Here is a 19,055-nt window from a genome sequence, read left to right as displayed (position 1 = left end):
CAGACATAACAAGACCCGTTCGCTTGGGGCGAACGGGTCTTGTTATTAGCGATTCAAGAAGCCTGCCAATTGCAGCATTCTTGCGAGTACAACTGCACTTTCAGCCCGGGTGGAATGTGCACCCGGTACGAACGCCGATGCGGAACGTCCCTCCATCAACCCGGCATGAACCACTGCCGCGACTGCCTCCTGGGACCAAGTGCCAATGCGATCATGATCCTCATATACGTCCAGCATCGAATGAGGATCGACTGACTCCAGTTCCATCCCCGCTAGGCGGAGCGCTCGCTGTAATAGAACGCTCATCTGCTCCCGCGTAATCGGATGATTCGGCCTGAAATCCCCGTCGCTGAACCCTTCTATTAGCCCATGCTCCACAGCCGTAGCGACCGCTGCGGCATACCATTCCGTACCTTGCACATCTTCGAAGTTAGCTTCCTTCGAATGATCCGGCAGGCCGAGTGAACGAACGAGCATGGCTGTGAACTGTGCTCTCGTAATCGGTTTATTCGGACCGAAGCGAGTCGCGCTTACTCCCTCGATTACACGCTTCGATGCAAGCAGCGACACATCGTCACTAGCCCAGTGACCGTTCAGATCGTCAAACGACTTCGTAAAGGCAACGACTACATACGTTCCCCCTTGGCGAACGATAAAGGATACGTCCACGTTCCCGTCAGAGGGAGTCATCACAGCCGGTACATAGTCTTGTTGTCCGCTAACCGGATGGCTTCGGAGAACCGTCGTAGTGGAAGCTTTCGCCACACCCTTCACGGCTGTGATAAATTTGGCATGCCCTCCGGTTAATATGATCGGCTCCTCCCTGTCGCCCTGTACCCATCCGAGCTCGATGTGAATAGGGCCTCCTATTACGGAAGCTCCGTCCATAAGTTTCCCGCTCCCCATGTCCACGATGCTGCTAATACGGATTTGCAACCTTTCGGAGGTGCCCCGCTGATTCATTGCTGTTGACAGTACCGCCAGCGGCAGTTTCAGTCTCCCTTGCGAAGTCTCGACGCTCACCATGCCACCCGGGAGATCTTTGATTGCTGAGCTTAGTCCTTGGAAGGGCAGATTGAGTATCACTTCATCCGCACCTTCGAGTGTATACGTAAGTACACGCGATGCAGCAGGCTGATTACGAAGTGACGCCACTTCCTCAAGCATCCGCTGCTCATGAACTTGCGCGGTAACGATCTCAGCCCCGCTCGCTGTCTGTTCCTTCTTTACGCTGAGACGTTCAGGTTCTTGCACTTTTGGCGGCGTTGTGGTTGGCGGAATTGTTCCCGTTGATCCGCCGTCTCCCGGCGTTCCCGGATTTTCTGGCCCCGTGCCGCCATCACCTGTCGACGTTCGGATGACATTGAACGTACGACTGTTCGTTTTATATTCATCCACGCGTACTTCCACCGTAATCTCGTTGACTCCCGTTGCCAATGGAACATGGATCGTAAACGTTCCATCCGCTTTCAGAGTCGCGTCTGCTCCATTCACCTTAACGGCGGCCTGACCTGGCCCAAGAACCTCGACATTCCCTTCCAGTTCAAGCCTGCTATTTCGGGTCTCCAGTCCTTCATCATCCATCAAACCGCTAAGCACGGCCGAACGAACCTGATCACCCGAATTGTAGGCGTTGGCTACGAGCTGACGATAGGTTCTGGTACCAGAAGGGTCCAGTGCCGTAATGACAAATCCGCCTTGCGGTATGACACTATTATTCTCCTCAGGCGCTCCCCAGCTCCAATTAATCGCTTGATTTCGGTTCACGACCCGTGTAACTTGACCTGTCTGATCCACAACGACTTCGACTCCGAAACGATTCGTGCCGGTCGAATACCCGAAAGCTTCCGTCATGACGTTGATGTTGCCTTCAATGCGATTCACGTTATAATAGTTGCCTTCGAGGAAGGACTCCGTATTTCCAGGCAAACTCATGCCAAGCTGATAATCCTTCACCCATTCCCGATCTTGCAGCGCCGCTTCGGCAATCGCCCAGTTGATCTGCGAGGCATCGAATAACATAAGCCCGTTCGTAGACTTCAGGCCGGCCTGGAACACCTCTCGTTGCACTGCGGGTGCTTGCACATTGTTAAGCGCAATCCCTGCGTAGAGCGGAATCTCTCCGTTCGTAACGATATTGCCCAGCGTAATATACTTCTGGATTTCCTGGCTAGTGGTTTGATAGGCTCCGATCATCAGAAAATCCAAAAACTCGATGTATCCTGTATTATAATATTCCGGCGTATAAACCGATTCATCCGGCATGCCGAGGGCTGGATCGTAACGGAAATTCTTGCTTCCCCAGTTCACGCCATTTAAATAGTAGGTTTCGTACCAAGACCCCACATAAGAAGATACTTCAATGGTCCGACCGGATGTCGCCTCATGCTCATCTACCATCGTCTTCACATCGCTAAAAAAGCTCTGGATTGTGCCGGAACGGAATTCCCACCATTCCTGGATCAGCGGTCCGTCTACCCGTCTCTTATCAGCGTCATAATAGAAGATATCTTCTGGCCAGTTGACTAGTTGCTTACCCGTACCTCGATCCAGTAGAAACTGCTCAAATTTCTCTTTCGTCTCGTCACTGAAATCAGCAGCCTCATTATCATAACGTCCTCGGTCATGTACAACGCCGTCTACGTTGTAATTCTCGATAATCTCCCTAAACGTATCGAGCTGATATGCTCGAACCTCATCATTCGACGGATTGACAAAAGCGACCAGTCCCTGCTTGGCGCTTTCTCTAAGCCGTTTGATCTCCCCCCCGTTCTCAGGAAAATATACGCGTTCCTCCCAATCCAGATGATCGTTCAATACGGCAAACTCTTGATGAGCGATCGATCCTTCGGCAAAAACGTTAATCGCCGCATGAATCTTTAGTCCGAGTGCATGACCGTGCTGGAGAAACTCTTCAAGCAGATCCAGATCGGGGCTGGCACCTGCTTTCTCCGGAGCTTTGATCTCACTGACATACGGTCTACCCGTCAGGGTGTTTTTCTTATAGGACGCATAGCCCTCCACCCCTTTCACGTCGAATACTACAGAGGTAACTCCGGTATCCTTCGCTTTTTGTAGAAAAGTCTGAACCTGCTCGCTGCTTTGAAACTTTCGGGCATTGGCTGCCTGGTCGACCCACAGGATCACTTCTTTGTCCGATGAGAAATCCGGTCTTGCAAAAACGGCAAGGTAACGCGTATCCTGCTCCACGTCGTTCTTCAATACCTTGACTTCAATATAATTCGTTCCATTTGACAGCGCGTAGCTGTGCATAAAGGTCCCATCCTCCTGGAAGGGGATTTCCGCATCGTTCACAAGCAGCGAGATCACGCTGATGTCATCGATATTTTCGATCAGGCCCGTAATGACCGTACTACCTTCGGTGACCGTGTACATCGCCTGATTATCCAGCTTCAGTCTTGCGATCAAGCCGTTGCCGCTCATAATATCGCGGACTTGCACAACTTCACCGTTCTTGCGAAGCTTGATCGGATCATGTGCTTTGAAATTTTCAGCTAAATAACGTTTGATATTATTGCCTGCATAACTGCTGTCTTGGGCCATCAACACATAACCGCCCTCCGGAATTTCAAGGTCCGTCGGTCCCGTCCACACCGGAGGCTTGCCATCGATAGACGGATTAACCACCCGCAATACCCGATTATTGGCATCGACTTGCACGGCCACATTGGTCTGCGGGATCGTAATCATTGATCCATAATCGCGTGTAAATATCGCAACGATATTCGGTATTCCCGTTACATCTCGATCCACGTAATCGATCTGCCGTCGCGGACCTTCAATACCGATGGTGACGTCCTTTGGCGCTGCCTCGACTTCAAGATAATCTTGATTATCTAACGGTTCGTAAATAATGTTCAGCGTCTCAATCGCAAGCTCACTTCCTCCCTGTAACAGTCTGACGGTGATGCCGTTGGGTCCTGGTTCCAAATATACGTTCATTCGAAAAATTCCATCTGCCGTCAGTTCGGTCTCTTCGTCGTTAATGGTTACTTTGACATCCATTTCCTGAACGCCCAGAGCTTGAATATCCGTCGTAACCATCCCCGCTACTTCGACCACGGGAATCTCTACGACCGTGTCCGTCTGCGTCAACAGTTGAAGTTGCGGGGTTAGTGGACCTGGGTCTTGCCCAGGGTCCTCGCCTCCAGGATCTGGTGGCTCCGGTTGCGGTGCTGGTTCACCACCTGGGTTAGGTTCCTGCGGCACGGCTACAAAATCGCCCGCTGTCCATTCGCGGCCATCTCCCGTGAGTTTCGCTTGTTCGCCCGCTTTGAAATGTAGACTTAGCGATTGTTTATAGACGGAAGTATCCCTTGAACTATCGCCACCAGCCATGACTACATAACCACGTTCCGGAATCGGCAGTGTGGTATCTGTACTCTGTGCACCCTGTGCGTCAGGAGTGATTCCCCCGATAACGTCCTGTACCGTACCGTTGTCGTCCACCGATACGGCCACATGAAATTCAGACACCGAAATATCCTGAAGATATCCATCGTTTGTAACGATGCCGCCACTAGTAAACAAAGCCAAATAATCTGACTTGCCATCCAATTCATCCAGTGCCGCATTGATATCGGTCAAGCGCAACGTCTCATCATTCAAGGCAACAAAATCAAGCACTGGTAAATGAGAATCGCTCTGAGTTGGAGCAGATGCCGTTTCCGCAAATGTCGAAGCTAATGGGAGCACCATAGATAAAATCAGCGAGATGCTAAGCAAGAATGATATCCGCTTGGATAAACGGGCATTCATCATGTCATTCCACCTTCCAATTTATAAAAATAGTTAAGAGGATTGCGCACAAACTTTAAGTTCAATACTCCCCCCGATCCGTGCTGGATTTTGAAGAAAGCAGCTGCAACCGCAACTGCTTTCTTACATGCCATCATTTACTTTGTGGTTTGAAACCATTCATTGGCGGCGGTCACCATATCCGTTCCGCCTTCTGCTCTCCATTGGGCCAAGAATTGATCGTAGGCGTCAATCGGCTTGGCACCAGAGATGAATTGCAGTACATTATCATCAAGCAACGTCGTCAATTTCAGCAGATTTTTGGATACGGCTTCAATTGGAGGGGCGGTTGACATCGGATCTACAACGATAATGCCTTCCGCATTTTTCTGGAACGCTTCAAAATGCGCTTGCAGCACGGGTTCCTTACGAACACGCGCCTGCCAGTAGATCGGATACTTCTCTTCGTCGACCCCGGTCAAAAACGCGCTTGCGTTGTTCAACTCATCATTGAAAATCGGAAGAATCGGGTAGTACTTCCCGTCTTTCATTTCATAATGCACACCTTCTTCACCAATGGCGATGCCTTTGAACGTCTCTGGTTCCAGCTTCGCGTTCAGGAAGTCCATGGCGGCTTCTTTGTTCTTGGAGGACTTCAGGATTGCCACATACCAGGTCGTGTTAGCTTTGGCTCCGACGGCCGCCTTTCCGTCCTTGTCTTTCAGGTATGGAATGATGGATGTTTGGGCTTCCGGGAAGTTCTTTTGCAAGGCAGCGATTGTAGTTCCCGCATTCCACCAAGCCAGCTTATACATAGCCGCATTGCCGCCTGAGAATTTCTCGATCGATTTCTGTGCCGTATTGATTGGTGTTTCGGTATCTAGTAGGCCTTCCTTATACAGTTTGTTCATATACTTAATAAATTCTTTCATCTCTGGAAGCTCGGCACGATGCATAATCTTACCGTCCACTTCCTTCCAATCTGTAAAAATACCGAACGTCGTAGCGATATCTCCATAGACGGAGTCTTTGCTTAGTGTGAGCGGTATGACGTTCTTCTTCTCTTTAATTGTCTTCAAGACTGTGTAGAGCTCATCCGTATTCGTCGGCACAGCCAGATCCAACTCATCCAGCCAATCCTGTCTTACCACAAGCTCCTCACCGATGCTAACTCCAGCGCCAGTCTCCGGTATCCCGAAAATCTTACCGTCGATCGTCGCACTACCGAAAGATTCGGCTTTGATGGATTGCTTAATATAACTGCCATGGGATTCGATCAGTTCATCAAGCGGCTCCAGCGCACCGGCAGAAGCCAGGTTATAGAATTGTGCTGCATTCAGCTTCAGGATGTCATAGTTTTCTTTGCTGGATACAAGCAGGTTCAGTTTCTCATCAGCATTTTCCGCAGGCAGCAGCTCATAGTTGACCTCATATCCCGTTCTCTCCTGGATATATTTCGCTACGTACTCCGTCTTCGGATCAAATAATCCATACTGCATGATCATGCGCAGACTCGGCTTATCCTCCGTCTTCCCCTCACTTGCGTTATTAGATGGCGTCGTTGCTGGCGGATTGGCTGACGGTGTATCTGTTGTTCCGCCTCCCCCGCAACCGGATATGGCTAGCGCGAGGCCTAGTACCCCGGCCAACACGGCCGATTTTTTCATTTTGATCATGGATAACCCTCCTTGTAATTGAATCGTTCAATACATCCAGCTACCAGAAACAAATGAAACGCATCACCACCTTTAGAGAGTGAATTCAATCCGAAGAAGTCCGATTGTCCCGTCACCCTTTTACTGATCCTACCAGCACTCCTTTGACAAAGTACTTCTGCAAGAATGGATATACCATCAAGATTGGTATTGTAGCGAGCAATATGGATGAAGCCTGAATGGACTGAGGGGTCGTGTTAATGGCTGCATCGATGTTGTCCTTCAGGAAATCGCCACTGGATGATACGAGCAATTCCTTCAGATATAGCTGCATCGGCTTGATTGCCGGATCGGTAATATAAATCATGGCTGCGAAATAGTCGTTCCAGAAAGCGACGGCAAAAAACAATCCGATTGTGGCCATCACTGGCAGTGACAGCGGCACAATGACCGATATCAGAATCCGGATGTTGCCTGCGCCATCCAGTTTGGCCGATTCCTCCAACTCATCCGGTAAGCCTTCGAAATAGTTTTTAATGATGAGCATGTTATACACATTCACCATGGCTGGCAGAAAGAGCACCGGGAACGAGTTCACCAGATTCAAGTTCTGCATTAACAGGTATGTCGGAATCAGACCACCGCTGAACAGCATGGTGAACACGAAGATCAGCAGCAATCCCTTCCGGCCGCGCAGACGGTATTTGGACAACGGATAGGCTGTCAGCGTCGTCAGAAGCAGGCTGCACGCCGTTCCGATCACCGTCAGAAAAATCGATACTTTCAAAGAATTCAAGAACATCGAGTCTTGAAGCACATACTTATACGTCTCAAACTGGACGCCCACCGGGAACAATCCGACCCTGCCAGATATAACGGCACCTTCGCTGCTCAGCGATTTGGCGATCAGGTTTACAAAGGGAAGCAATGTGGTCAATCCCATGACGATGAAGAAGGTATAATTGAATACCGCGAAGCATTTTTCCGAGAACGATTGTTTGATGACTCCTTGGGTGGTTCTCGTTCCTTCCAGAGCTCTTTTGTGATCCATATATGCCACCCTTCCTTTACCAGATCCCGCGTTGCAAGTATTTTCTGCTCATGGCGTTGCCCACGATGACCAGCGTGAATGATATAACGGCTTCAAATAGTCCGACTGCTGTGGAGAAGCTGTAGTCTTGATTGCCTAAACCTTGTCGGTATACAAAAGTTCCTATCACGTCCGAAACTTGGTAAACCACCGGGTTATACATGACGAGAATCTGCTCCGTCCCTGCCTCCAGCACATTGCCGAGGCGAAGGATGAACATCAGCACAATGATGGGGGCGATGCCTGGCAACGTAATATGCCACAGCTGCTTCCATCTCCCGGCACCGTCGATCTTGGCCGCTTCATACAACATCGGGTCAATCATCGTGAACGCCGCCAGGTATACGATGGTACTCCACCCGGTTTCCTTCCAGCCCGCCGAAGTGATCAGCACGCTCCGGAACACACTGTTATCGAGGAAGAACGCAATCGGCTCCATGCCCATGGATACCAGGCTTTATTGATAATCCCGCCATTGGTCGAGAGGATATCGATGAACAATCCGCCTACGATAACCCAAGACAAGAAGTGCGGTAAATAAATGACGGTCTGCACCGTCCGCTTGAAGATCATATTCCTTAACTCATTGAGCATCAGCGCGATCATAATGGGGAGGGGAAACAAAATAACGATTTTCAGGAAGCTGATAATGACCGTATTTTTAAATACCTGAGCAAAGTCAGGCGACGTGAAAAGCTTCGCGAAATGCTTCCATCCCACCCACGGGCTATCTGCAAAACCGGTGAAGATGTTGAAATCTTTGAAGGCAATCGTGATCCCGTACATCGGCGTATACTTAAACAACAGAATGAACAATATGCCCGGTACCAGCAGAATATAAAGATCCCATTCTTTCCAAATGTCCGATCCCAGCCGCCCCCAATACCCTCGTTTTGGCTTCAATTGTGGATGCGGTGTCGGTGATTCTATCGTGGGTTTCATCGACTCGTCTCCCCCTTTCTATCTAATTAATCTCCTTGGTTATCTAAAATTGTAATTCCGGGCGCGCAGACTGAGTAGGCGAGGATGATTACTATTTATGGTAATCTGATGTTGTGTTGGGGGAGGCATGTAAGCGATTGTGTCATGATGCTGCGGCGATTGTTTCGTGGGTATGTTAGTTGTTAGTCTTCATGTAAATTGAGGTCTTCTTGTATGCTGTTACTGCACTCCGCATGCGGATTGTCCTTCCGATCCCTCTTACCCCCGGATTTCTTCTGAATTAACGGGAATGGTGGGGGAATCCGGGGGTAAAGGGGCACGCTTCGCTTCTACAGCACAATTCCGCCTTCTCCGTTGAAGTAGTTTTACCTACTGCGAGTCCTACTTCGTCGAGTCCTCTTGAGCTAAGCAAGCCCCTAACTTTCAAATCAATTAGTAGGAGGAAACTGGTTAGCTCATTCTGCACTCCGCTTGCGGATTGTCCTTCCGATCCCTCTTACCCCCGGATTTCTTCTGAATTGACGGGAATGGTGAGGACATCCAGGGATAAAGGGGCACGCTTCGCTTCTACAGTACAATTCCGCCTTCTTCGTTGAAGTAGTTTCACCTACTGCGAGTCCTACTTCGTCTAGTCTTCTTAACTAAGCAAGCCTCTAACTTTCAAATCAATTAGTAGGAGGAAACTGGTTAGCTCATTCTGCACTCCGCTTGCGGATTGTCCTTCCGATCCCTCTTACCCCCGGATTTCTTCTGAATTGAAGGGAATGGTGAGGAAATCCGGGGATAAAGGGGCACGCTTCGCTTCTACAGTACAATTCCGCCTTCTCCGTTGAAGTAGTTTTACCTTCTGCGAGTCCTACTTCGTCGAGTCCTTTTGAATTAAGCAAGCCCCTAACTTTCAAATCATTGACTGTTAGTAGGAGGAAATTGGTTAGCTCATTCTGCACTCCGCATGCGGATTGTCCTTCCGATCCCTCTTACCCCCAGATTTCTTCTGAATTGAAGGGAACGATGTGGAAATCCGGGGATAAAGGGGCGCGCTTCGCTTCTACAGTACAATTCCGCCTTCTTCGTTGAAGGTAGAACTTTTGCGGGCTAGATTCTCATGCTTTCTACCCTACTCAAGAGGCAAGGATACTCCCCTCCTACTAGGATGAGAATGTAAAAAAACAAGCCTCTCAGGATTCATCTCCTGAGCAGCTTGCCTGTCTTCCAATCGTGTTCTTTTACGGCTATTTAATATAAGAATTAGCAGCAAGCCTTGCTGCGTTACATTCCCTCCCCCACACCTAATGGGGAAGAACGCACTGAACACTCAATAGCACGCACCAGCGGAGCGAACGAAACGATTCCGGAAAAGCGATAGCGCTTGCCTTTGGAGCCGCGTTTCTTCCTCACATTCCGATCCTGAAATTCGGCGACAACAGCGATTGCAGGAACGGTTCGTTGGCGGTGCGCCACGGCGTGCTCGCCCATCTTGGGTTCTACATAGCAGCAAGCTCTGCTGCGCTCCCCTCCCCCGCACCTAATGGGGAAGAACGCACTGAACACTCAGCAGCACGCACCAGCGGAGCGAACGAAACGATTCCGGAAAAGCGATAGCGGTCGCCTTTGGAGCCGAATTTCTTCCTCGCATTCCAATCCTGAAATTCGGCGACAACAGCGATTGCAGGAACGGTTCGTGGGCGGTGCGCCACGGCGTGCTCACCCATCTTGGGTTCTATATAGCAGCAAGCTCTGCTGCGCTGCGATCTTCCCCTCCCACATACCCAATGGGGAAGAACGCACTGAACATTCAGCAGCACGCACCAGCGGAGCAAACGAAGCGATTCCGGAAAAGCGATAGCGGTCGCCTTTGGAGCCGAATTTCTCCCTCACATTCCAATCCTGAAATTCGGCGACAACAGCGATTGGAGGAACGGTTCGTTGGCGGAGCGCCACCACGTGCCGAAAACCCAAGCTGCTTTCCTTCCCCTCATTCCAATCCCCGAAATTCGGCGACAACAGCGATTGGAGGAACGATTCGTTGGCGGAGCGCCTCCGCGTGCCGAAACAGAGATGTTTGCTGCATTACACCATCTACCCCTTAAATTCCCCCGGGTTCAACCCCCAGTACTTCCTGAATACCTTCGTGAAATAACTGACATCCCGATATCCGACAAGCCGCGCGGCATCGTATACCTTCTGGCCCTCCTGCAGGGCGACTTGGCCCGCTCCATCTTGCGCTCCAGCACATAAGTAGAGAACGCGACACCCATCTCCTGTTTGAAGAGCCGACTGAGATAAGACGAATTCACGTACAGACGATCAGCAACCGTATGCAGCGTAATCTCCTGATCCATCTCAGCTTCCAGCAGGTTCAAGATATCTTTCACGACCTGGTTGCTGGTCGTCTTCCGTTGCTCACTCATGAAGGCGATGATATGCTTGACCGTTCGCTCCAAGAGCGACCACGTTTGCAATTTGGTGTTAAGCAGCTTTACGTTATGAAAATAGGAGATGTCCTCGCCGACGACCTTCTTCACGCTCCAGCCCTGCTTCTGGATCATGCGCGTGAAGAAGCTGTTCATGTAAAGGACCGCCTCCTGAAAATCATCCGACGACTCCGGCCTAGTGAACGCCTCCTCCCACAACCCTTGCAGTGCTTCCAGCGCCTTGCGTTCATCCGCGGTTTCAAGTGCAATCTCCAGCGATTTCTCCAAATTCTGCTGCACGATGACGGCTTGAATATCAAGCCGGGGCAGTTCCCGGTACGGAATAGCGAGATCATGGCCGTACACCACCCGCTCCTGGAGCGCGCGACAAGCTTGAGCATAGAGTAGGCTCATATCTTCAATCGAGCCGGTCGCGCCGCATATTCCCGCACTCGCCGTCAGCTTCAAGACCTCCCGTGTCTGCGAGAGCAGCTTGGATACATCAGCATTCAAATGCAGCATCGCATCGTTCGTATCCTCGGTTTCGTTCAGAACGTACACCAACATCAACATGTTCGCTGAATCTGAGGTGATCCACAGATTAGGATGGGAGAGCAATTCCTTCGCCAGACACTGCATCGTGAATTGCAACAGTTCGGAGTCCCCTTGTTGAAAGCGAGTCTCCTCTTCGGAGAGCGGGTCCAGATCTACCACGGCAATGGCAAGACGATCATCCGTTTCCAGCGGTATGTAGAGCTCCCGGCTCTTGCTCAGGATTTCATCGCGCGTATACCTGCCGTTCACCCACTGAATGAAGAAGAGGTTTTGCAAATGTGGCAGGTTATCCTTCCATTTCTGTTCGAGCAACGCCTTGCGCTGCCATTGCTCCAGATCTGAGCGCAGTTGCTGGCGCGCCTCCAATACGGCTTCCAGGATTTCCTCGTCGCCGGCTGGCTTGAGCAAATACCTCGATACCCCGAACTCCAGCGCAAGCTGCGCGAATTCGAACGTATCGTGACCGCTCAGTATAATCATTTTGGTCAATTGGCTGATATCCTTGCGGCTTCGAAGTTCCCCCAACAAAGTCAGACCATCCATCTCCGGCATCTGGATATCAATTAACATGATATCAGGCTTCTTTCTCCCGACCAGTTCCAACGCCTCGACACCGTTCGAAGCCGTGCCCACCACCTCCAAACCATGTTGTTCCCAAGGAATATTATGGGCTAGCGCATGACGCAGCCTTGGTTCATCCTCAACGATAATCAGATTCATCTCGATTTCCCCTTTTGGCCATTATCTATGAACTTCTTGACGTCTCCAGATTAACTTCCCTACACTTTTCCAACGGAAGATAGATGGTCACGGTTGTGCCCACTCCCACTACACTATCTACCGCCAGCTTCGCCTCATGCCCATAATAGAGCTTCATTCTGCCAAGCACATTGCGCAGGCCAAACAGATCCTTCACATGCTCATCATCCTGTGTGGAGTTTGGCACCCGCCGCGCATCCATCAACTCAAGCTCATGCTGCATATAACGCAGCCGTTCCTCTCCGATACCGGGTCCGTTATCCTTCACGCTGATCACCACCGTTTTCTCTTTCTCGATGTGACTGGAGATCACGACACGGCCTCCCGAGGATTTGCCCTCCATCCCGTGTATTATCGCATTCTCCACCAATGGCTGGAGTAGAAGTTTCAGTATGGGAACGGCTCGACTATCTTCCGAAATCTCATAATTCACTTCGAAGTTATCCATGAAACGAAGCTGCTGTATTCGCAAATAATAGTGAAGATGGACGATGCTTTCTTCGATCGTGAACATTTCCCGGCCTTTGTTCAAGCTCAAGCGGAAAAACTTAGACAGGTTTATGACCATCTCGCTGATCTCATCCGCATCATAATTTTTGGCCATCCAGTAGATGGAATCGAGTGTATTGTACAAGAAATGCGGGTTGATCTGGGATTGCAAAAATTTCAGCTCAGTTGTGGTTAGTCTCAATTGCTGCTCATAATGATCTTCGATTAAGTGCTTCTGCATCACCGCCATCTTGTTGAACGATTGAATCAGAAAGCCGAATTCATCCTTCCGCTTCGTATCTACGTGAATGTTGAGTTCGCCGCTGCTTAGTCGCTTCATGCCTCGGGACAATTTCAGTACAGGCGCAGCAATCCCGCTGTAGACGACCCACGAAATGATGATGGCCAGCAAGATGCTAAGACCAATGATCGCCACCGTGAATAACCGCAGTTGATCCGTCTCCGTATAAAGTTCGCTCTTGGCTTGAACCATTTCCAGACTCCACTTGGAATAATCCGAATCAATCATAACCTTCATATCCTTGTCGGAGATTTCGGTGTCAACACTTCCCGTTTCTACAACGACCTCACCCCTATCATTCAACAGTGAGATCCGGCTGCTCTCGGAAGGCAGCAAGGTCTTCATAATGTTCAGCAGCTTACTCTTGCTGAATGACACCACCAGGAGGTTAGACTGTCGCTCGCTGTTATATAGATCCATCGCCCGAATAAGGGAAATGCTGTCGGTGTTCGTTATCTGACCAAACGTAACCGTGTCCGTGACTGGTGATTCCGACATGACATAAGAAATGCCAGTGCCATTACGCCGTGCTGCTTCAACAAGCCACTCTTGTTCGAGTTCGCCCTCGAGTTTTTTGCCGCCATAGTGCGTGGATATAAACCTATTGGACGCTTGATGATAGATCGTGATTTGGGAAACGAATCGATTAACCGAGACAAAAAGGGGCAACTGATCCAAGATATACGAGAAATCAACAATCGATTGAGCGGAGAAATTCACGCTGTTCTTGTTCAGCAATTCATTTATACCCGAGTCCCCCGAGATTAAAGTGGAGATTTCCTCTACATTCTGCAGTGCCAGATCAAAGTGATTCATCGCCGAGGACAACGCCATTTCCGTACGTTCCACCGCTTGATGATAGAGTATGTCTCTGGAGCGTTCGATGGCAAATAAGCTGATAATGACAAGTGGCAATAGGATCAGCAAAAAATACCCGGTCAATCTGGCTTGAATGTTTTGCGAGAACCGATCCACAATCCAGCGCAACATCGCACTCATGCTGCACCTCCCCTAAGCCATAACACCATCATCGCTTGGCATACCATGCATTCACTTCCTTTGTCATTTCGTCTCCCCCCTCTTCCTTCCACCTCTTCACGAAATCATCAAATGCATCCAGGGGTTCCAAGCCCATGATGATCTTCGTAAACACATCCTCCATATTGCTCAGCTTCTTAGTGTATTTCGTCATGGCAGGTGTAGGAATCCCATAGAAGGCATTCGGTATAATGTTCTGGTTAATTTGCTGCAAATTGTTGTACAGATTGAAATCCCCGAGAGAATCAAGTCGTTCCTTAAACAACAATTGATCCGGCACATCGACCAGAGACTGATAAATCCCACGGTATAAATGCTTATCATGAAGTGCAAAATCCGTTACAATCTTTCCGTCCTTCCAGCGCCATATATCATTCTCGAATCCGAGTTTCAGTGTCTTGTAATCACTAGCGATAAAGTCCAGCATCTGAATAACCGCGGCAGCCTTCTCAGAGCTTGCAGGAATTACGTTATACCCACGGATGATGTCTTTGCCCTCCACGCCCTTCTGTCCATCCGGTCCGGTCGGATATTCAAGCGGAATCCATTCCGCGTTAGGATCCTTGCTCATATTGGCAGCAATCGGTCCTCGTGTATCATACCAGGCAGCAGAGAACAAACCGACCTTGCCGTTCTCCACTTTTTCAAACAGATTGTTCTGCAGGTTAAGCGGAAACTCACGGTCTAGCAGATTCTCCTGGTACAGCCGGGCAAAAAAAGCCAAGGCTTCCTTCGTCTCCGGCATGATGCTGCCATGTATCAATTGTCCATCACGTTCAAACCACGTATTTCGCTGGGTTCCGAATGCACCAAAGAATGGTGAAGTTCTTCCCAGCCCTACCGTAAAGGTTAGACCGATTGTATCATTCAGTCCATTCCCGTCAGGGTCATCTTGCGTAAAGGCGCGAATCACCTCATAATATTCTGCCAAGGTTTTAGGAGGTTCCAAGCCAAGTCGGTCAAGCCAATCCTTTCTGACATACATCAGCTCCGCCCCGGTAACTTCATTCAGGCTCGGCACAGCATAGATGCTACCGCCGTATGTGACCCTGTCCCATACCTCGGCTGGAATCTTCTCTTTCAGATGGGGACCATACTCATCAATCAGTTCATCCAGCGGCATGAACGCTTTCTGCTTGACATAATTGTCGAACCAGAACGGTTCATACGTATGCAGCATATCCGGTAAATTTCCGGAAGACATAATCACATCCAGCTTTTCGTTGTACACTTCAGGCGGCGGTGTGTTGACCTTGATCTCTAACCCGATGCTATCTTCGATGTAATTCAAATACGGGTTGTCATTCTCATCATTGCCGGCGGGAAATGTCATGCCTAAATTAGAGATCACAATATGGATTGACGAATGCTTGGGCGACGGCTCTAATTCTTCGTCTGCAGAGTCTAATCCGGTGCAACCTGCCAACAAAAGCATACTTATGAGAAGCAACAGAACGCCACGTTGTAACAGCCTTACATGTTTTCCTTGGACTCGCTGTTCATCCTCACAGGCCTTGTGCTTGGGCATATGTTCCCCTACTCCTTCCATTTGGTAGACTATGATTACTACATAACGACGGCATCTCGTGATTAAGATCAACCTTTGTAATCATTCTTGACTTATAGCCAGCTTCCTTCATGAGAACAAAAAAGAGTCGCATTTTGAGCAACCAGCCCAAAGCGCGACTCTTATAATGCAACCAAGCAACCAAATCATTTCAGCTACAACTACTTCCGTTCTTCCGGTTCATTCCCATCTGGAAGAAACCTCGCCTCTTTTGTCTCCTCATCATTCGGTTCCGCTGTCACTTGAATGACCTGAAAAACATGGCCGCAATGGGAGCAAGTCGTGGCGTTGACCGCCGCATGATGGCCGCATTCCCTGCACACCTTCTCTTCTGTCAGGTTCAGGATCTGCAATTGATTCTGTTCAATCTCTTGCTTCAATTGACGTATCTGACGGACATAAGGCTGAATGCTCTCTTGATCTGGCGGCCACTGATCGGCCTCGTTCACGGTATAGACCGCCCTCCCAATCTCAAGCAGCTGCTTATCGATCTCATTCTTCTTGTTGTGATTCTGCAGCTTTAACTTATTAATCTCAACCAATGTCTTTGCTTTGTTGCCGGCATCGTTCATGCCCGCCTTGAATTTATCAAAGAAACTCATGTAGATTCGCCTCCATTCACACCAACTTATATATGTATTATAAAACCAAATCTTGCTCACTGCACTCTCTGAGCGTTTGTTTCAGTTTCTTGCCATCGGTTTATTCGTTACATATAACGCATGCTTTTGTGCCAAAATAGGCCAGAAAGGAATGAGACCAGAATGAGCAAAAAGAAAACCGATCACGATGGGCAGTTTCCAGGCGTAGATCCGATTCCTGAATCGGATGCTTCGGATCAAGCAGCCACAGATAAACTGGATGATCTTGTCCTGGGTATTTTGGAAGATAAAGATGTGGACAAATTAGACATGGATCCTGACACTGAAAACTACGACAAGCTCCGTGACGAATGATATAAGGCAACTTTTTTCATTATCAAATCAGGGCTGAGAAGCAGGTTATTAAGCTTCTCAGCCTGATTTGTAGAATATGTAAAAAATTCAATCGTTCTGTAAAATCGTTCAAAAATAATTTATCGTTCTCATTTTGAGAACGATTATTTTTATGTTATAATTAACATAGAAGCTTGGGACGAAGGAGGAGTAACCGTGAAGGGTTTTTCTAAGACAGCAAGAAGCCTTTGGATTATGATGCTTGTATTAATCACGGCTTTCGCTCTCTATATTCCCGTCCAAGAGTATTACGGCAGTGAATCAATGGATGAAAGGTACCTCCACAAGGGTTACCTTCATTTCAATGTTGCTGTTCTAAAAAACACTCAAAACCACTCCAAACCTAAGTCTGCCGGCACTTCCGTGCCGTTGTACTTAATGATGTCGGTCGTTGTTTTACAGCAGATCCCCAGAAAACGTCTGCCGTATCGACCGATCATTCCGCTTCGACTCCGGCTTTTACTTTTATACCCCATTAAATACACGTCAAAGTTTGTTTAGTACGCCCCATTTTTGTGCATTCAAACCAACTGCGGTTTCTTAAATTCGCCATTGTCCCATCTATTTGTCATCCATAGGGCGGTTATATATGATCTTTCGCACCATTCATATACTTGGGCTTACCGAGTCATGTGTGTGATCTTATGAATGAGTATGATTGATTTATTTTGCAATGCAAATTTATGACATCCGTGTGAAATTGGGTTTACAAAAAAACAACTATAAGTGTATCTTAGGAGGATTCTAATCTATGCATGTACGTGAAACAGATCTACCCGGCATTGGCAAGAAATTTGTGATTGATACTCGTGGCGGCGAAAAGTTGGTCATTATTATTCATGACGACGGTCGACGTGAGATGTACCATTACGATTACGAGGATCCGGATGATAGCATCTCCATGATTTCCGTAGACGACGACGAGGCTCGTCAAATTGCTGCTATCGTTGGCGGACTCACTTATAAGCCTAAAGCGCTTGAGACGATTGATATGGCACTTGATGAGTTGATCATCGAATGGTACCGAATCGAGCCACATTATTATGGGGCAGGTAAATCGATCGGCGATCTCGGCGTTCGTCAAGCCTCAGGTGCAACAATCATTGCTACTGTAGATAAGAACAACAAGCAAATCAATCCCGGTCCTGACGTTGTCATAACTCCGGACTCCACCCTGGTTGTCGTCGGCGAACGTCAGCAGCAGCGGCTATTTAAACAAATCTTGATGAACGGACGTGGTTGATGACATGGATCACATGGTTTTAGAAGTAGGACTGGCGATTGGCCTAATCGCCATTGCGGGATTGCTATCGGCTAAACTCCGATTCTCCGTCGTCCCATTTTACATTCTCGTCGGGATGGCGGTAGGGCCACACGCATTTCATTGGGGACCTTTCGATTTCAGGTTTATCGAGAGTGCTCCGCTCATAGAGTTTATGGGTCGGATTGGCGTATTGTTTCTCCTGTTCTACCTCGGTTTAGAGTTTTCTGTCGGTCGTTTGATTAAATCAGGTAAGTCCATCGTTGTCGGTGGCAGTATTTATATTGCAATTAACTTTACGCTGGGATTGTCGATCGGTATTCTCTCCGGCTTTCCAATCGCAGAAACGCTTATTGTTGCGGGAATTGTCACGATCTCCTCGAGTGCGATCGTCGCCAAGGTGCTGGTCGACTTAAGGAGAACGGCCAATCCAGAAACCGAGATGATTCTCGGCATCATTATGTTTGAGGATGTATTCCTCGCCGTCTATATCTCGATCCTCTCGGGTCTTGTATTGAGTGGATCTTCATCCTCGGCGGTGTATTAGTATCTGCACTTATTGCACTAGGCTTCATGCTGCTTGTCATTATCATTGGACGAAAAATTGTGCCCCTGCTTAATCGTGCGCTGAATATTCGCTCCAACGAACTATTCTGCTTAGTTGTATTCGGAGCGTTGTTCCTACTTGCTGGTTTTGCAGAGACCATTCACGTTGCGGAGGCAATTGGTGCGCTGCTGGTCGGACTAGTCTTAGCTGAAACCGACCATCGTGAGAGAATTGAGCATTTGATTTTGCCGTTCCGTGATTTCTTTGGTGCTATATTCTTCTTTAGTTTCGGTTTAACGATTGTACCGTCCGAACTCGGCGGAGCTGTGTGGTTATCACTGATCGCTGTAATTATTACGTTGTTTGGTAACTTCCTTGCGGGTATGCTTGCAGGTCGCAGTGCTGGATTGTCTTCAAAAGCATCATCCAACATCGGCTTGACCATTGTATCCCGTGGTGAATTCTCCATCATTCTTGCCAACATGGGTAAAGCAGGCGGCTTGGCGGCCTTTATTCAACCGTTTGCTGCGCTGTACGTACTAATTCTTGCGATCCTTGGACCTTTGTTAACCAAAGAATCCAAGCATGTGTATAACTTCTTAAACAAAATCTTTAAATTTAAAGATCATAAAGAGAAGAAACCGGTTAAACCGAAGCATAAAGATGAAAGCGCTGGTGTTTAAA

12 protein-coding genes and 3 pseudogenes are annotated in these 19,055 nt (G+C 48.7%); 4 read left to right on the top strand and 11 right to left on the bottom strand.

Annotated features, from left to right (window positions below; translation table 11 throughout):
- Positions 1–45: 45 nt before the first annotated feature.
- The 11 genes and pseudogenes from JCM10914_RS00570 to JCM10914_RS00520 form a co-directional block, all read right to left on the bottom strand.
- Positions 46–4,782, bottom strand: a complete 4,737-nt coding sequence (locus JCM10914_RS00570; protein ID WP_023956145.1) for an S-layer homology domain-containing protein — start codon at positions 4,780–4,782, stop codon at positions 46–48.
- A 134-nt stretch (positions 4,783–4,916) separates the two neighbouring features.
- Positions 4,917–6,434 carry an extracellular solute-binding protein gene (locus JCM10914_RS00565; protein ID WP_023956143.1) on the bottom strand — a complete coding sequence of 506 codons (1,518 nt, stop codon included), beginning with the start codon at positions 6,432–6,434 and terminating at the stop codon, positions 4,917–4,919.
- A 112-nt stretch (positions 6,435–6,546) separates the two neighbouring features.
- The gene (locus tag JCM10914_RS00560; RefSeq protein WP_023956141.1) at positions 6,547–7,464 is read right to left on the bottom strand and encodes a carbohydrate ABC transporter permease; all 918 of its coding nucleotides are present in this window, start codon (positions 7,462–7,464) and stop codon (positions 6,547–6,549) included.
- Positions 7,465–7,480: 16 nt separating this feature from the next.
- Positions 7,481–8,445, bottom strand: a pseudogene (locus tag JCM10914_RS00555) (ABC transporter permease).
- Between the two features lie 1,269 nt (positions 8,446–9,714).
- Complete coding sequence (locus JCM10914_RS00550; protein ID WP_023956135.1) at positions 9,715–9,906, bottom strand: hypothetical protein; 192 nt, start codon at positions 9,904–9,906, stop codon at positions 9,715–9,717.
- Positions 9,907–9,929: 23 nt separating this feature from the next.
- Positions 9,930–10,142, bottom strand: a complete 213-nt coding sequence (locus JCM10914_RS00545) for a hypothetical protein (protein WP_023956133.1) — start codon at positions 10,140–10,142, stop codon at positions 9,930–9,932.
- A gap of 7 nt (positions 10,143–10,149) precedes the next feature.
- A complete protein-coding gene (locus JCM10914_RS00540; protein ID WP_148300167.1) occupies positions 10,150–10,404 on the bottom strand; it encodes a hypothetical protein in 255 nt (84 codons plus the stop codon).
- A 120-nt stretch (positions 10,405–10,524) separates the two neighbouring features.
- Positions 10,525–12,134, bottom strand: a pseudogene (locus tag JCM10914_RS00535) (response regulator).
- 25 nt (positions 12,135–12,159) lie between these two features.
- The gene (locus JCM10914_RS00530) at positions 12,160–13,962 is read right to left on the bottom strand and encodes a sensor histidine kinase (RefSeq protein WP_023956127.1); all 1,803 of its coding nucleotides are present in this window, start codon (positions 13,960–13,962) and stop codon (positions 12,160–12,162) included.
- 28 nt (positions 13,963–13,990) lie between these two features.
- Positions 13,991–15,529 carry an extracellular solute-binding protein gene (locus JCM10914_RS00525; protein WP_023956125.1) on the bottom strand — a complete coding sequence of 513 codons (1,539 nt, stop codon included), beginning with the start codon at positions 15,527–15,529 and terminating at the stop codon, positions 13,991–13,993.
- Positions 15,530–15,729: 200 nt separating this feature from the next.
- A complete protein-coding gene (locus JCM10914_RS00520; protein ID WP_023956123.1) occupies positions 15,730–16,170 on the bottom strand; it encodes a zinc ribbon domain-containing protein in 441 nt (146 codons plus the stop codon).
- 162 nt (positions 16,171–16,332) lie between these two features.
- On the opposite strand from JCM10914_RS00520, the gene JCM10914_RS00515 reads away from it, so the two are divergent.
- The 4 genes and pseudogenes from JCM10914_RS00515 to JCM10914_RS00500 all read left to right on the top strand — a co-directional run bounded on the left by JCM10914_RS00515 (position 16,333) and on the right by JCM10914_RS00500 (position 19,054).
- Entirely contained in the window at positions 16,333–16,524 is a 192-nt protein-coding gene (locus tag JCM10914_RS00515; protein ID WP_023956121.1) for a hypothetical protein, read from the top strand.
- Positions 16,525–16,719: 195 nt separating this feature from the next.
- Complete coding sequence (locus JCM10914_RS00510; RefSeq protein ID WP_036716696.1) at positions 16,720–17,064, top strand: hypothetical protein; 345 nt, start codon at positions 16,720–16,722, stop codon at positions 17,062–17,064.
- Between the two features lie 250 nt (positions 17,065–17,314).
- Positions 17,315–17,806, top strand: coding sequence for a cation:proton antiporter regulatory subunit (locus JCM10914_RS00505; RefSeq protein ID WP_023956119.1), 492 nt, complete (start codon positions 17,315–17,317; stop codon positions 17,804–17,806).
- Between the two features lie 4 nt (positions 17,807–17,810).
- Positions 17,811–19,054: pseudogene (locus tag JCM10914_RS00500) on the top strand (cation:proton antiporter).
- Position 19,055 lies beyond the last annotated feature (1 nt).

Origin of the sequence: Paenibacillus sp. JCM 10914 (genome assembly GCF_001315105.1) — a bacterium.
In the GTDB taxonomy this organism is placed as follows: domain Bacteria; phylum Bacillota; class Bacilli; order Paenibacillales; family Paenibacillaceae; genus Paenibacillus_AQ.
Note: the sequence above shows the minus strand (reverse complement) of the source record. Positions and strands in the feature narration are given on the sequence as shown.